Below are 17,035 nucleotides of genomic sequence, written 5' to 3' on the forward strand. Positions count from 1 at the left end.
ATTCATTATTTAAAGGGGTATCAATAAAAAAAAGCACGATTAATCCTTTACACACTCTATTGTACACGGAGGATGGATATGAAAACTAAAAAGATGTCTTTTATAATCATTGCCATATTGCTCATAATTGCTATTGGATATCCATACAATAAACGCCAAAACAATCCCATACAAATTGGCTTTGTGTCCGCACTTTCAGGACCCTCAGCAGATCTTGGTTTTGCTTGCCGAAATGCCTTAGAAATGTATATTGATGAAGTGAATTCAAATGGAGGCATTCACGGTCGCCCTATTGAAATCCTTATTTTAGATGACCAAGGCAATCCCGAAATTGCATTGACTCATTTTGAAAAGCTTATAGCGGATGGTGTCCAACTGATTGTAGGACAAGTTACATCTGCATCTGCAACATTGACGGTTCCTTATGTCAATGAACACCATGCCCTTTTTATATCGCCTCTAGTCAGTTCAAATGCTTACAGAGGTCAGGATGATCATTTTATTGCACTTGCTCCCTCCGCATCCGACCAAGGCAACACAATATCAAATTATATTATTTCTCAAAAAAAATCTAGCCGGGTGGCTATTCTTTATGATCAATCCAATTTTGTCTATTCAAATGCTGTTATCGAAGGTGCCATTGAACCTTTTACTCAAACAGAGCATTTTGAATTTCAACTTTATGCACTCAATGAAAGTTCTGAAATTCCAGCAGTCATCAACGCTGCATCAGAATTTGTTCCAGATGATTTTATCGTCATCACAAACGTATCCGATTTGCTCTTAATTTCAAATCAAGTCAAAAAAACATTGGGGAATATTGATATTTACTCATCGATGTGGGGGATGGCACCTGAGGTTATTTCAGGTTATGGTGAAAGTATGGCAAATGTTTACGGCGTTTATGCCATAAATCCAAATTCTGATTCTCCCCAATATTTAGACTTTAAAACAAGGTATTTAGAAAAATACCAAGTTGAAGCTAATTTTGGTGCAATCTACACCTATAATGCCGCATATTTATTGACTACCGCAATTAAAAATGTTAACTCAACTGATCCCGATATCATAAACACGTATATCAAGGACACCCAATTTTTTGATGGTATCAATACGCCTTATGAAATAACAAGCACTGGTGATGCCGTGCGAAAATTATTCATCATACACGCAGAAGATGGTAAAACAATAAACTAAAGTTAGAGTATTAAAATTCAGCCTCGCACGAACGTTCTGCCATAGATGCATCACGGGCTTTCCGTAAACACATCATATGGTAAAGCATTGATCATTTTTTAAATTTTAACACTCTAACCAACTAAGCAATTTTTACGATCAGGGGGTCACATGCGCATTAGATATTCACTTAAGCAGTCTTTAATTGCATATTTTCTTTTAATCGCCATCCTGCCTATTATGGTTGTCAGCATTTTTTTAAACAGCATCATCGTGAATTATATGGTGAAAGATATACAAGAAAGCAATAGAACCCTTTCTAATTTTGTCATCAGTCAAACCCACACTTATTTCACTAAAGCTTCTGATTTTTTAAATCTTGTTGGTTTTATGCTCAGTGATGATGAAATTATACATGATCATGATACCAATCAGCTTTTAGGCGAACTGCTGGTAAAGCAAAATTATTTTGAAGCAATCGAACTGCTCGATAAAAATTTTACCGTAAAATCTATAGCACCCTTCAATGAGGCTTACATTGGTATTAATCTAAAGAACGAATTTTTTCTCAATCCCGACGAAATGGATACCATGGGGATTTGGTCATCTACATTTAATTCTGTGTACACTCACAATTCAACGCTTTCTCATATTATCAAACTTGATGATGGCCGTTATATTATAGGCTATTTAAATCTTTCCAGCATCCGAGAGATCAATAGTATTATCAACGATCCAACTATTAATATTACCATCTTAGATGACAAGGGCATCTACATCACGGACAATGATAAAGCATTAGTATCACAACGTGCTTATAATCCCGATTTTGATAAATTCAAACAAAGCCTAAAAACACACAAAACTTTTTTGGATATGCCCCATCTGGACAAACATGTCTACATTACAATTGACCAAATTAAAGATACCAACTGGATTGTACTTGCAATTCAATCAGATGATGCCACAAGATCTGTCACTCGAGATATCGGTCTACTCTTTATATTGATCTTTCTAGGCATATTTGTTTTAGTAATTTTTCTTGCAATTCTCAGCTCAAGACAAATTATGATGCCAGTCATACAGCTCAATGACAAATTTTCAGAAATAATTGAAGGCGATTTTACCTCGCCTATCCTTTATAATGGTTATATAGAACTTCAAAATCTCATAATCGGCTTTAATCAAATGATTGATATTATTAAAAAACGGGATTACAATATCAGTCGGCTCGCTTACTTTGATTCATTAACCCATTTACCAAACCGCGTGCAAATTAATGAATTTATCGATAAAACCATTGAAAAAAAACAGGTTCCATTCTTTGGAATCCTCTATATTGATATCGATAATTTTAAAAACATAAACGATACACTTGGACACGCCTTTGGTGATGCACTCATCAAGCAATTGTCTATTGAACTTCAAAGCCATCTACAAACTAACGACTTGATTTCGCGATATGGTGGTGATGAATTCGTCATCTATCTCAGACGAAACACCAGAGATCAGCTTTGGAAAGATACCAAATTATTTTTAGACGAAATCAAGGGTGCTCTACAAATTGATGATCTAAAAATTGAATTTACTTTAAGCGCTGGATTCGCTATCTATCCAGATCATGCCGATTCAAGAGACGAACTGATTAAAGCTGTGGATATGGCTACTAACTATGCCAAGGATCATGGTAAAAATCAGCTCACACTCTTTAGTTTTAAGATACTGGATGAATTTATGAATCGCATCAATTTAGAAAATGACTTAAAAAAAGCAGTTCAAAACAAAGAATTGCGACTTTATTATCAACCACAGGTATTCTCTTCAGATGGTACAATAAGAGGTGCAGAAGCATTGGTCAGGTGGCAACATCCCAACGGGACACTCATCTCACCCGCTGTCTTTATTCCACTGGCAGAAGATTTAGGGATTATCCGCGAAATTGGCGATTGGGTTATCTCTGAAGCTTGTTCCCAAATGCATCTTTGGCATACACAGTACAGCACACCCCTTGTGATTTCTATTAACATATCACCGGTTCAACTTTTATCTGAAGATTTTATCGATCGTGTGTTCACTTTAATCGCCGATACTCGGATATTGATCTCGAAAGTTGAATTTGAAATCACAGAAAATGTCTTGATCCATTCTTTAGACCGTACGATCAAGAGCTTAAAAAAACTTTCCGAGCACGGACTCCAAATCAGCTTAGATGATTTTGGCATGGAATACTCTTCACTAAATTACCTTGGTGCCCTTGATATCAATGTTCTCAAAATTGATAAGGCTTTTGTGTCCACGATCATGAACGATCCTCGGCGCACTAAAATACTAGATGCCATCATTAAACTTTCACATCAATTGGGTTTAGAGATAATCGCCGAGGGGGTTGAGACGCAACAACAACTTAACTATCTCAAAGCTAAGAAATGTGATATTTTACAAGGCTATTATTATGATAAGCCCTTACCCCCAAATGAATTTGAAACACGCTACTTGAAAAACAGAGGTTAAATTGGAATCACCAATTTAACCTCTGTCCCTTTGCCTTTTACAGATTCAATTTTAAGACCTGAGTTTTCTCCATAATACAGTTTCAATCTCTGATTGACATTTTGAAGACCTATGCCCCCAAGTTTTATATCTCCTCTTTGAATACGCTCAGCATCAAATCCAACACCGTTGTCTGTGATGAGAATAACCAAGTTCTGAATTTCTTGATACGTTTTAATTTGAATAAGACCTTCATTTTCCAAGTTGCGTATACCATGATAGATGGCATTCTCTACGATGGGCTGTATGATAATCTTAGGTACTTTTACATGGGATAAGGCTTCCGATTCAACAATTTCATATTGAAGCTGCTCTCCATAACGTTGTTTTTGGATAAACAAGTATTGTGCCACATGTGCTACTTCATCTTTTAAAGTGATGAGTTCTTCACCTTTACTGAGTGATAATCTAAAAAATTGTGCCAAAGCCTTCGTTATTGCGATTACTTTTGCACTATCATTGAATTCAGCCATCCAGACAATCGAATCCAAAGTATTATACAGAAAATGAGGATTGATTTGACTATGAAGTGCATTCAATTCATAAGTTCTCAAATATTTTTCATTATTTTTAATATCCCTTAAAAGTTGTTCAATACGATCGGCCATTTGATTAAAGTGTCTGGTTAGATTCTCAACTTCATAACAGCCATTCTCGTCTAAGGGGACCTTTAAAAGACCTTTCTCCAGATCACTCATAGCATTTTCAAGGGCCTTAAACGGTCGTGTAATTTTAACCGCTATGAGCAAACCACTTCCAAGCGCTATTAAGATTAAAATCAGTCCAATCAGCACCACTGTCTCAAATATCTGTCGCCTAACACGGCTTAAGCCCTCTAGCATAGAAGTACCCACCAGCATCCAATTCGTGCCTTTAATAGGATAATGTTTGGTTAATAAATTTCGTTTGGAATCATAACCATCCTTCATATTTTTGAGTTCAATGAATGCATTCAATTTGTCTTGATCTGTGAACACCGTTACATCGGGATAATACACCATTTTATTATCCGTATTTATGATGAACGCCCCCCCTTCCATCAAGTCTTGAAGATACCCTCCAATCACATCATATTTAACATCGATGAGCATTACACCTATATTATCCCCTCTATCGTTTGTGATTTCTTGCCCCACTGAGATTACCCAAGTCTTTTGATCCATGGAAAACGCCTGTTGTCTTGCTGAGGTCAAGACGGGCATGCCTTCACTGTTAATTGCCGCCACATACCATGACTCTGACATCATATCATCTGAAGTGGTCATATCCAGTGCCTTCTCATTTGAAAGGATCTCACCTGTCTTACTGACTAAAATCACCGATGAAAAGTAATCATCCGTCTTAAGGATTGTATCGATCATTGAAACGACACTTTCTCTTGCCTTTTTATCTCCTGTTTCTAAGTAGTGCTTCGTTTCAGCTGCATTTGAAAGTACATCTGTTAAAGCCTTTAGCTTCTCAATGTATATTTCAATATATCGGCCACTCTGAACCACTGAATTGGCTGTTGTCTCCAATGTATCTGCTAGGATTATATTTGAAATACTGTAATAGAGCACGAGTGCAAAAATAAAAATCAGAGTGATACTCGTGACTAAATAATAACCTGCAATTTGAAATTTTAACGTCTTTACAATAGGCACCTTATTTTTCATGCGCTTTTATCCTCTGCTTATACTGTTTTGGTGATAATCCAAATTTATTTTTAAACCGCACACCAAAATAGTTTACATCATCTATGCCGATGGCCTCAGCGATTTCATAATTCTTCATTTCTGTTGACAAAAGCAATATTTTCGCTCTTTCAAGCCTCATATTTAGAATATAATCTTGAAAGGGAATGCCAAAATTTGTTTTAAAGACACTGCTGAGATAATTGGTATTCAGGCCCACATGATCTGCAAGTTCAGATAGAGAAAATGAAGCTTTAAAAGCATTTTGGAATACGTAATCCTGTATGATCATTTTATAGGTGTCTTCTTTTTCTGTATTAGAAGTTGTTTTTAAAGCTTCACTTAAAATGGACGACAACGCATTTCGAAGTTCTCTCTGCTCCAACAGGGCTTCATAAGCTTTGATGAGCTTAAGGAGTACGTCCTGTACATCTTGCTTAGAAATGGGTTTTAGCATATAGTCTTCAACACCAATCTTTAAAGCCGTCACAGCATAATCAAAATAGTCATAGCCTGTAATAATGGCAATCTTCGTATCTGGTGCCTTTTGTTTTATGCGCTTTGCCACTTCAAGCCCGTTAAGTATCGGCATATTGATATCTAATAAAACAAGCTCTGGTATATGGGTTTCAAATAATTCGATTGCTTTTAAACCGCTGGAGGCTTCATAGACTTCGTCAATACCGAGTGATTTGAAATCCACTAGTTTTCGAATGCCTTCTCTAATCAACGATTCATCATCTGCAATTAATAATTTATACATAACACACCTCATAATGATTCTATTAGTATCAATATACCCTTTATTATTTATTTAAATCTTCAACTGTAAATTTTAGATAACCATAACCGGTTTTGTCCATTTGATCATAAGGTATAAATTTAATAGAGGCACTGTTGATACAGAATCTCAAGCCCCCAAGCGCTTCCGGCCCATCGTTGAATACATGCCCTAGATGTGTATCCCCACTTCTACTCCTCACTTCAATTCTCACCATATTGTATTTATGATCTTCCTTGTAGGTAACCACTTCCTCTGAAATCGGTTTAGAGAAGCTTGGCCATCCACATCCTGAATCAAATTTATCTCTAGAGGAGAATAACGGTTCACCCGTTACAACATCCACATAGATGCCTGAATCAAAAGTTTCCCAATACTCATTTGAGAACGCATATTCCGTTTCATTTTCTTGTGTCACTTTATATTGAATTTCCGTTAAAGTCTTTTTCAAAACAGCATCACTTGGTTTTGGATATTTATCAACATCTATAAAGGGTTTGTAGGCAAGATTCAAATCGATATGGCAATAACCATTGGGATTCTTTTTCAAATAATCTTGATGATAGGGTTCCGCTAAATAATATTGTTTCAATGGTTCCACCTCCACAACGATGGCTTTATCGTATTTTTTTTGTTGAATGGCCATCACTTCTTGTATTATTTTCAATTCTTTGTCGTTGGTATAATAGACCCCCGTTCTATATTGAGTGCCTTGATCATTACCTTGTTTATTTAGACTGGTGGGATCAATTACTCTGAAATAATAGTTGAGAAGGGTTTTTAAATCCACATATCTCGAATCGTAGAGTACATGAACCGTTTCTGCATGACCTGACTGATTATAGATTAGATCCTCATATTTTGGATTTTCAGTAAGACCATTGGCATAGCCAGAAGTCACATCATAGACACCATAAAGTCTGCCCATATAGGCCTCTAACCCCCAAAAGCATCCCCCTGCGAGGTAAATTTCATCAAGTTGGTCCACGTGCCACTTTATATCTTCGTTTGGATCGATCACCACACCACGATTATCTTCACTCATCATTTTAACAATGCTCTCTTTATTCATATGACCCGGAATCGTTTTAAAAACATTGCCATCAGTGTCGATAAAAACAGAAGTTGGATAGGCTCTAATGCCATATGCTTGAGCCACTGATCCCTCTAAATCGAGTAAAGTTATCATATTTTCAAGCTCAAGCCCCTCATACCAATTCACAAAATCGGATTCACTTTGTTCTCCATTGTAGTTTGGAGATACAACTGTCAAGACTACAAAATCGTTCATTTCACCTGAAAATCGATTCATTTCATCCATTCCCGCCAAGCAAATAGAACACCATGAAGCCCAAAATTTAAGATATACTTTTTTGCCCTTAAAATCATTTAGTGTAACTGAATTGCCTTTAACATCTGTCAATGTAAACTGTTTAGGATCACTTTCCATCATCGGCTCTACCTCCATTGTGGGTTCTACCTCCATCGTGGGTTCTGAATCTATCATTTCATCTGTTTTATTTATGATTGTAATGCCCCCGATAACGACGGCCATTACAATCCCTAATATTAATACAATCTTCATCTTCATATAAAACACGCCTTTCTCTTTCCTCTAATTGAGCTTTTCAATAAATGCTGTGATTTGGTTTAGATTCTGTGTCATCAACAGTACACCCATAGCGACAACTAGCAATCCACCGATTATTTTAATGGTGTTCAGATGTGCTTCGATCCTTTCAAACTTACTCAAAATGAAATTGGTAAATACAGCGAAAATCATAAAGGGAAACGCCAGCCCCAATGTGTAAAGCAACATTAAAAACGCACCGTAGAACGCTTGTCCACCACCTGCAGAAATCACGAGCACAGCACCGAGCACCGGACCTACACAAGGCGTCCAAGCAAAACTAAATGTCAGTCCCAGCAAATAAGTACTAAAATAGGCATTTTTTGACTGTTCTTTGAATCTCAGCACCTTATATTTTTCCAGAAATTTTATTCTAAATACACCCATTTGATGTAATCCTAACAAAATTACCAGTACCCCACTGATTTTATAAAAATAGCTCTGATGGATGATACTTCCCAGTGCACCAGCTCCAAATCCTAAAATCATAAAAGTAGTGGACAATCCTGCTATGAATAAAAGTGTCTTTAAAATAGGGGCTATTGCTATTTTTTTATTGAAAAACACCCTATATTTGCCGTCTTCTATTTGATCTGTTAAAACCCCTATATAAACTGGCAAAAGCGGAAAAGTACAGGGTGCAAAAAAAGATATGAAACCTGCTATAAATACTGTACTCATATAAACGACCATAAGCTCACCTCTCTTGTATAATCTTATTATAGAAGGTCTTGATTGTAATTGATATCTATTATCATTTGTATTTTCTTTGTTTTAATCAGCCCTTTTCATATTTTTCGATTAATTCTATAATGCGCTCAATCCCCTGTGTGATCATCTTTTCATCCGCATTTGCAACAGAGATCCGAATCGCATGACTTGGGGTATTTTGGAACCAGTAAAAATAATCCCCACACGTCACGTCGATATGCGCTTCTTTTAGACATTCAACGAACCTAATACTGTCCACATTTTGTGAAAATTCAAGCCATACAAATATGCCTGCATCGGGGATTATACATTGGATACCTTTATCCATAAACAGCTTTTGATATTGTTTCAACAATTTCATTTTTGCACGTACCGATCGTCTAACTTTCTGAATATGTTTGTCGTATATTTCTGCATCAAAATACTTTTGAAGGCCCATTTGAGAAAGCGTACATGTATTCAAATCGATCGATTTCTTATAAAATGTAAGCATTTCCATGTGTGTCGTTGGCGCTATCAATGCGCCGATGCGTATCCCTGGCAGAAATGTCTTAGAAAAACTTGTCACATAAAATACGCGATTTTCAACATCCAAATAATGAAGTGTCTCCACTTTCAAATCTAAATTGAGATCCCCTAAATAATCATCCTCAATCACATAAAAATCATACTGATATGCCAGCATCAAAAGCTTGTTTTTATCCTTGCTAGATAAACTTGTGCCCAATGGATTTTGAAAATTAGAGACGGTGTATAACCATCCCACTTTATTTTGCTTCAGTTTTGCTTCTAAAGTCTTAAAATCAACCCCATTGTCTCCCCGATTAAAAGTTAAAACAGGGGCATCTGTCTTTTCAATAATTCTCTGAAAATCACCATATGTGGGCTGTTCAATCATTAAAATTTGCTTACTTTCTAAAACTAACTGTAATACTAAATAAAGTGCCTGCTGTGCACCTGTTGTCACCAGAATACGGTCTGCGCTTGTGTAGAGATGCCTCTTTTCAAAATGTTTCACTAAGCATCGTCTTAAGGACTCAAGACCCTCTGGAGGCGCATAGTTATAATGTTCACTCTGAAGCGCTTGTATCATACAGTGTTCAAAGTGTTTATGAGGTCTAAGCTTAGCTTCTAATCCCGCTGAAACAAAGTCAACGCGCTTTTGAAATACTACTTTTGTTACAAGATTTTTCATTAAATAGGTACCGCTTTGTGGAATTGTGTACGCTAGATGTCTTTCTTCAAGGACCTCATACGCTTTTATAACAGTGCCTCTGCTACAGCTCATTTCATCCGCAAGGGTCCTAATAGGTGGCAATCGATCACCATCCACATACGTCGGATCACTTAACACTTTTTTTATAATCACTTCATATTTTAACAAGACGACCTCCTCAAAACATTAAACTATAAAACTGGACTAGTACAATTCTGATTTAACAGTATTGTACCACACCGTCTTTTGTTTTAATATAACCCTTGAGGAGATGTCCTCCACTTCGTGGGGGACATCTCCCTAATTCAGGGGGAGTTCATCTCCCACTGAATGCAATCCAATAGGATTGTAAGGGTTACGAAGGTAGCAAAGCGGACTGAGTATACGCTTTTATCCCTTGAGGAGATGTCCTCCACTTCGTGGGGGACATCTCCCTAATTCAGGGGGAGTTCATGCTCCCACTGAATGCTAATCCAATAGGATTGCAAGGGTTACGAAGGTAGCAACGCGGACTGAGTATACGCTTTGATCCTTAACCCAATCCCAACTAAATGGAGGTCATATGACAGTCTTTTATCCCCACCCAACCCTAGATATTACGCTTGTTTCAGCCAAAGAGAATACCTTTACAGATGATCAAAATAGAACCTATTTGGATTTTGAATCCGGTATATGGTGTGCGAATATTGGTCACAATCCAGAACCACTTGTTCAAATTTACACAAGCCAATCTCAAAAGTTAATACATCACCATAGCTATTTTAAAAACCATGCTGTACAAAGACTATCCGCACAATTACTTGCCATTTCTAGTTTTGATGAGGGTGCTGCCCTATTTTTAAGTTCTGGAAGTGAAGCCGTTTTATTCGCAATCACAGTTGCCAAGACCTTACTCCAAAATGCAAAATGTGTTTCACTTGAAAACTCCTATTTGGGTGCTTATCCCACAATGGTTTCTGATGAATCTGATCACATTCAGATGCCCTTTACCAAATGTGATCCAAAATGCGATGAAAATAATGACATTGTTTGCGAATGTTGCCCTCATGTGCCAGATGCCTTAAAATATCTCAAAGAACCTTTTATTTTTATTTTAGAACTTGGTTCTCAAGAAGGTAAATTGATCTTTCCAACACAAAAGTTAATCCATTATATCCATCAAAAAAATTGCATCCACAAAGGACTACTTGTATGTAATGAAATTACCAGTGGCTTTGGCAGGACATCGGAATGGTTTGCTTTTAATCATTACAACCTAAAGCCTCATTTAATCGCACTCGGAAAAGGACTTGGCAATGGCTTCCCAATCAGCGCAATACTCATGGATCAACAAATTTACAAAGATCCAAAGTTGATGCATTTAAAATACGCCCAGTCACATCAGAATGATCCTCTTGGTGCAGAAATTGCGTACTCGGCAACTCAAATGATCATTCAAAATAATTTGATTGCTAAAAGCAAAGATATCAGCTATTATTTTATTGATCGCTTAACTCAATTAATACATCAATACAGTTCGCTTGTTGAACTTAGAGGTAAAGGTTTAATGCTGGGATTAGTCTGTGATCATTCTGCAACTGCAATAGCACTTCAGCAACATTTACTAGAGCATCAGATCTTTGTTGGATGCGTCTCCGTGCATGCAATTGTCCGTTTCTTTCCACCGATGACTATGAGCAAACAAGAAATTGATATACTAATTGACAAAATTCACCTTTTTTTAGCAAATAACAAATCATCTCTCTAAGGCAGGTTTTTATGAATCGATTACAAGCTGTTACACTATTAGTCCTTACAAGTATCCTCTGGAGTTTTGGAGGCGTTTTCATCAAATTGATTCCTTGGTCCCCCCTAGTTATTGCGGGACTCAGAAGCATTATCTCAGCAGGTGTTTTTTTCATTTTTCTAAAAGGAAAGGTACGAAAACCCAACCAAAAGGTGATTCTAGGTGCTATTGCCTATACCGCTACGCTCATTCTATATGTCACTGCGACTAAAACCACCACTGCAGCTAATGCCATACTGCTTCAGTACACAGCACCCATATGGCTTCTGCTAATCTCTCATTTTTTTCTAAAAGAATCCATCCGCAAATATGATGTACTTTCAATTATTGCTGTGTTTATTGGCATTTCAATCTTTTTTACAGCCAATATTGGTATTGGCCAAATGTTTGGAAACCTTCTCGCCATTTTAAGCGGTATATGCATGGCCTTGATGATTCTCTGCCTTAAACATTCTGCTGATCAAGATGAGATGCAAATCATATTTTGGGGCAATATGCTCACCTTTTTTACCTGTCTGCCTTTTATGCAGCACATAGAGGTTACCAAGCTTTCCATTGGGGCAATTTTATTTCTTGGCATTTTCCAACTGGGCATTTCCTACATTTTATATGCAAAGGCAATAAAACACGTCTCTGCAATTGATGCCGTGTTAATTCCAATCATCGAACCCCTTTTTAATCCAGTTTGGGTGATGTTATTTGTTCATGAAATACCTTCATCGCAAGCGATTATGGGTGGTATTATAGTAGTCTTTGCCATAGTAAGCCGCAATATATACCTTACGAGAGCCGCAAAAAAACAATTGGCACTTTAGTTGAAAGAAAATAAACTGGATGTGATTGTTTTGGCAACTTTTCTTGTGTTATGCACTATGAATTGTTATAACTTGACTTTTGCAGCAAAACAACAAAAAAACACCCTTGATCCCATTGCAAACAGTGGGATTCAAGGGTTTCTTTTTTTGCGTTTTTTTGTAGCGTAAATCTATCTCGTTTTGGTTTCTGAAATATTTTTTTTAATCTGTTGAAGTGTTCTTATCTTCGTTGAAAAATCAACATTTGTCACGTCTCCGATATCCTTTAAAACTTCATCGTAATAATCAAACAAGTAATAGTTTTGATCTACATTTGTACATGTACATTTGCTTAAACTGTCGATGATGCGTGTGATGGTGTGTTTGCCATCCATTTTAAACTCTAAAATCCTAGCAAGCACCAAAGCTATGAAGCATGTTAAGAAATGTGCTTTGATGTGGTCTTGTGTTGAAACATATACAGGTCTCGTTTCAAGATCACTTTTGGTAACCTTAAAGGATTCTTCTATCTTCCAAAGGCCTCTGTAGATTTCAATCACTTCACTGGCACTCTTCTTGTATTCGCTTGTGATGAGCACGTAGTAGCCATCAAGAGCCTCTTGCGCTTTTATTTTCTCCTCATCAAGGCTTAAAGCAGTTATATCAGCAATTTCGCCAGTATCTTTTACAAAACTAAGGTTCTTCACATATCCAGCAGCCCCATAGGATGTAGAGCGATTATAGTTTGAAGGTGTTTTTATAAGCTTCTTAGCTTTTTCAATGGCTTTAGCGCGTTCCATCCTAGCTTTCTTCGCATATTTTTCGCTATAGAAAACCACTTGCTTGGCATCGATGGTTTTCTTTTGCTTTTTTCCAGAAGTCATGGTAACCCAAATTTCAGTCGGGTAAATGCGTTCCTTCCACTTATAGTCATCCCCTTTAAAAACATAGCCCTCTTCATCTAAAATATAGTCTTTTAAAGCTTTGTTGGCGCCTCTAGCGGAGTAACTAAAAACAAAGCCATCGTTTGCTGAAAGTGTGTACTGAATGTTGTCACCTGTGGACATCCCTTTGTCAGCAACCACGATGACTTTTCCTAAATCAAACTCTTTTTTCATTCTAGAAAAAGTGGGTCTGTAGGTGAGACAGTCATTGGTATTGCCTGAATAAAGATCGTAGGTAATGGGGATGCCGTTGGTGTCCATGAAAAGGCCCATTTGAACAATGGGGTTTGGACGATGCTCTTTGCTGACGCCTTTGCACCTAAAAGCATCTTCACAATCCGATTCAAAATAATAATTGGTGACATCGTAGTAAACAAGGCTGGTATCTCGTCCGTAGTTTTCTTTGACTTTTTCATTCATCCATAGCTGCAACTCATTGCCTTTTTCATTGAAAAAACTCAGTGCGCGGTAGACGTCATCAAGAGAGTAATGAGCGTTTTCAAAAAAATCATTTCGCTGATCATAGGCTTTCTTTTTAGAGCCTGGGTTAAGGAGTCTTGAAAAAACAAGGAGCTTCATGATGTTATTGGTGCTCGCCTCAATCTTCGTTGAACGTTGGCGATTGATGAGAAACTTGTCAATTTCAAGTGTGTGGTAGATGGCGCTGAAAGCGGCATAGCCAAAGTTTTTACGGTTGTTGGTGCCGACTTCTAATTTGTCATTAGATTTGTACTTAACAAGAATATCTGAATTTTCAAAAGCTTTTTTTTGATTCATTTCGCAGATGATTTTTTCGTAATAAGCAATGGGATCTTTAAACTTTTTTTCTAGTTCATCTAAATAGCCTAGACTTTCAATGGTTCTTGATTTAGTTTTTTTAGTTGTTTTATCTCGATAGCTTTCAACAATAGAAAGATAGACACGTCCTGTGTGTTTTTGATTAATTTTACGTAGAAACATATTATTACTCCTAAACAAAGATATTACAATTATACCATAATAAATCACTTTAATCCATAATAAAATGAAAGAAAAATAAAATAAAAAATCCCTAGACCAGTTAAAACAACTTTAGTCTAGGGATACCTATGTATTATTTTGCTGCAAAACTCGGGATGTTATTTGTTCATGAAATACCTTCATCGCAAGCGATTATGGGTGGTATTATAGTAGTCTTTGCCATAGTAAGCCGCAATATATACCTTACGAGAGCCGCAAAAAAACAATTGGCACTTTAGTTGAAAGAAAATAAACTGGATGTGATTGTTTTGGCAACTTTTCTTGTGTTATGCACTATGAATTGTTATAATGCTACTGTGACAAATTTAGACATTTTTTTAGAATAGAGGTTCACAAAAATGATCCAAACAGAAAAAATTTGCAACCCAATAGAAACACTTAGCCTAAGTATCGAAAAATATGGAGGAAAAAAATGACTGAATTATTAGCACCAGCAGGAAATATGGAAGCTTTAAAAGCTGCAATTTCTAATGGTTGTGATGCAATATACTTAGGTATGCAAAAATTTGGTGCACGTGCATACTCCTCTAATTTTGATTTAGAATCGTTAAAAGAAGCGGTTACGTACGCGCACCTGAGGCATGTTAAAATCTATGTTACAATGAATACCATCGTTTTCGAAAATGAAGTTCTAGAAATGAAATCACAGATGCACGCTTTAAATGAAATCGGTGTGGATGGCATTATCGTCCAAGATCTGGCCGCTTTTGATTATATCGTTAAAAACTTTCTCGATATGGAAGCGCATTGTTCAACTCAAATGGGAATAGACGATTTAGACGGCACTTTACTCTTTAAAGAACTGGGTGCTAAAAGAGTTGTTCTATCCCGTGAGGTTGAGATTGAAAAAGTAAAAGAGATCAAAAGAATTGCTAAAATACCACTTGAAATTTTTGTTCACGGTGCTCTATGTGTCTCTTATTCTGGTAACTGTCTCATGTCTGGATTAATCGGCTATCGAAGCGGAAATCGAGGAAGATGTGTGGGGTCATGTCGTAAAGAATACGAACTGATTGATAAGACAACCAATACGGTTTTAGGGAAGAACTATATTCTATCGACTAAGGACCTAAACACAATTGATCATATTGATGATTTAAAAGAAATTGATTCTTTAAAAATAGAAGGTCGAATGAAAGAGCCTGCGTATGTTGCTAATGTTGTATCCAGATATCGCATGGCCTTAGATCATACCATAACAGAAGAAGATAAAGAACATCTGAACAAAACATTCAACAGGACCTATACGAAAGGCTATTTGTTTCACGAGGATGTGAAAGAGATTACAAACGTCTTAAGACCCAATAACTTTGGTTATGAGATTGGCAGAATTAGCAAAATCGTTAAAAACATGTATGAAATAACACTCAACAGACCCTTAAATCAAAACGATATCATCCGAATTAGTCATAACAATGAAGATGTTATTTTAAATGTTGTAAAACTGTATGATAAAGAGGGCAATTTAATCAATAAAGCAGATGATGTGTGCTATATCAAACTCAAAGAAAAGATGTCTAAAGGCGATTTGGTCTATATAACGAAGGATAATCTCTATTACAAGGCTTTAGAATCATCACTGGAAAAGGAATTTAAGCGTTTTAACCTAGATATTAAAGTGTATGCACATCCAGATTCAAAACTGATCATAGAGGCATCTGGCTTAGGCTTCACTTATTTATATGAAAATGACGAAATACTAGGCGAAGCAATTAATAATCCAACGACTAAAGAGCAAGTCATAAAGCAATTTTCAAGATTGAATGATACGATATTCGAACTTAAATCTGTCGATTATGAAGCCTTTGGTGCATTTATTCCCGCTAAACTGTTAAATGCAGCAAGAAGAGATATTGTACAAGGCTTATATGATTTAAAGCTTAACAGCCAAAAGAAAAGAACCAAGGCGATAAAATCAAAAGAAAAAATATGCTTTCCTCCTAAAAAACCATACTTTACGGCTTCTGTAACAACTCAGGTACAGTATGAGGCTTGCGTGAGCTGTGGCATTGAAGAAATCTATTTTGAAAACATTGTTAGAAGAAACCAAAACGATTACGAGCAAAAAGAAGGTCAACTCCTCATTGGCGGATATGGCGGAATTCATCACTACAGAGAATCAAATCCTTTTATTACGGACTATTCACTAAATGTTGTCAATGCTACGAGTTGCTATGAACTCTATAGATTAGGTGCGAAACGTGTTACTATGTCTTATGAGCTCAATAAGCACCAAATAGACGATTTAACAAATGCCTACTTTGAAGAAAATGATGGCTATCCTGCACTGGAGATGATCGTATACGGCAGAGCACCTTTGATGTTTACAAAATATTGTCCCCTTAAAAAAATGAATTTATGCGGTGTTTGCAAATCAAATCACTATGAGCTAAAAGATGAGCACGGCACTTTCCCAATCATATCTCATGACGATTGTACCGCAACGATTCTCAACGGGAAGACGCTTAACCTCTTAGATGAGCTACAAAACATAAAAGGTGTCGAGGCATTTAGATTAAACTTCACAGTTGAATCTAAAGAACAGGTTGTTAACACGATTAATAACGCCTTAAGCAAATTAAATGGTATCGCGAGTAAATCTGTCTTTAATCCAGAAACGGACACAAGAGGACATTTTAATAAAGAGATTTTGTAAGGACATCCCAGTCCAAATCTAGGATTCCAAATAAAAGACTTTAATCGCTATTTTTAAAAATTAAAGCGCTCCTTTGGGTGAATCCATCCAAAGGAGCG

Annotated in this window: 12 protein-coding genes; 6 read left to right on the top strand and 6 right to left on the bottom strand. The window is 36.6% G+C overall.

Annotated features, from left to right (window positions below; all coding sequences use genetic code 11):
* Positions 1 to 78 precede the first annotated feature (78 nt).
* Together F3D3_RS09130 and F3D3_RS09135 are read left to right on the top strand one after the other, a co-directional pair.
* Entirely contained in the window at positions 79 to 1,197 is a 1,119-nt protein-coding gene (locus F3D3_RS09130; RefSeq protein ID WP_069873219.1) for an ABC transporter substrate-binding protein, read from the top strand.
* A 150-nt stretch (positions 1,198 to 1,347) separates the two neighbouring features.
* Entirely contained in the window at positions 1,348 to 3,687 is a 2,340-nt protein-coding gene (locus tag F3D3_RS09135) for an EAL domain-containing protein (protein ID WP_069873221.1), read from the top strand.
* Here the strand turns inward: F3D3_RS09135 and F3D3_RS09140 are convergent.
* The 5 genes from F3D3_RS09140 to F3D3_RS09160 all read right to left on the bottom strand — a co-directional run bounded on the left by F3D3_RS09140 (position 3,684) and on the right by F3D3_RS09160 (position 9,905).
* Positions 3,684 to 5,381 (bottom strand): sensor histidine kinase, encoded by a 1,698-nt coding sequence (locus F3D3_RS09140; protein ID WP_069873223.1) that lies wholly within the window; start codon positions 5,379 to 5,381, stop codon positions 3,684 to 3,686. The genes F3D3_RS09135 and F3D3_RS09140 overlap by 4 nt on opposite strands.
* On the bottom strand, positions 5,371 to 6,162 hold the full coding sequence (locus F3D3_RS09145) for a response regulator (protein WP_069873225.1): 792 nt from the start codon (positions 6,160 to 6,162) through the stop codon (positions 5,371 to 5,373). Before F3D3_RS09145 ends, F3D3_RS09140 begins: the two co-directional genes overlap by 11 nt.
* 43 nt (positions 6,163 to 6,205) lie before the next feature.
* Positions 6,206 to 7,765, bottom strand: coding sequence for a bifunctional peptide-methionine (S)-S-oxide reductase MsrA/peptide-methionine (R)-S-oxide reductase MsrB (msrAB, locus tag F3D3_RS09150; RefSeq protein ID WP_207645362.1), 1,560 nt, complete (start codon positions 7,763 to 7,765; stop codon positions 6,206 to 6,208).
* Between the two features lie 30 nt (positions 7,766 to 7,795).
* The gene (locus tag F3D3_RS09155; protein ID WP_069873227.1) at positions 7,796 to 8,503 is read right to left on the bottom strand and encodes a cytochrome c biogenesis CcdA family protein; all 708 of its coding nucleotides are present in this window, start codon (positions 8,501 to 8,503) and stop codon (positions 7,796 to 7,798) included.
* A gap of 85 nt (positions 8,504 to 8,588) precedes the next feature.
* The gene (locus tag F3D3_RS09160; protein ID WP_069873229.1) at positions 8,589 to 9,905 is read right to left on the bottom strand and encodes a PLP-dependent aminotransferase family protein; all 1,317 of its coding nucleotides are present in this window, start codon (positions 9,903 to 9,905) and stop codon (positions 8,589 to 8,591) included.
* A 394-nt stretch (positions 9,906 to 10,299) separates the two neighbouring features.
* On the opposite strand from F3D3_RS09160, the gene F3D3_RS09165 reads away from it, so the two are divergent.
* Positions 10,300 to 11,484 (top strand): aminotransferase class III-fold pyridoxal phosphate-dependent enzyme, encoded by a 1,185-nt coding sequence (locus F3D3_RS09165; RefSeq protein WP_069873231.1) that lies wholly within the window; start codon positions 10,300 to 10,302, stop codon positions 11,482 to 11,484.
* Positions 11,485 to 11,495: 11 nt separating this feature from the next.
* Positions 11,496 to 12,338 carry a DMT family transporter gene (locus F3D3_RS09170; RefSeq protein ID WP_069873233.1) on the top strand — a complete coding sequence of 281 codons (843 nt, stop codon included), beginning with the start codon at positions 11,496 to 11,498 and terminating at the stop codon, positions 12,336 to 12,338.
* Positions 12,339 to 12,508: 170 nt separating this feature from the next.
* Here F3D3_RS09170 and F3D3_RS09175 read toward each other — a convergent pair whose 3' ends face one another.
* Positions 12,509 to 14,221: an IS1634 family transposase gene (locus F3D3_RS09175; RefSeq protein WP_069870979.1), complete on the bottom strand. Its 1,713-nt coding sequence runs from the start codon at positions 14,219 to 14,221 to the stop codon at positions 12,509 to 12,511.
* 128 nt (positions 14,222 to 14,349) lie between these two features.
* Here F3D3_RS09175 and F3D3_RS24085 point away from each other — a divergent pair, with 128 nt between their 5' ends.
* Positions 14,350 to 14,499: a hypothetical protein gene (locus F3D3_RS24085; protein ID WP_175438334.1), complete on the top strand. Its 150-nt coding sequence runs from the start codon at positions 14,350 to 14,352 to the stop codon at positions 14,497 to 14,499.
* Positions 14,500 to 14,693: 194 nt separating this feature from the next.
* Complete coding sequence (locus F3D3_RS09180; protein ID WP_069873236.1) at positions 14,694 to 16,937, top strand: U32 family peptidase; 2,244 nt, start codon at positions 14,694 to 14,696, stop codon at positions 16,935 to 16,937.
* Positions 16,938 to 17,035: the final 98 nt, after the last annotated feature.

Origin of the sequence: Fusibacter sp. 3D3 (assembly GCF_001748365.1) — a bacterium.
Classification (GTDB): Bacteria; Bacillota; Clostridia; order Peptostreptococcales; family Acidaminobacteraceae; genus Fusibacter_A.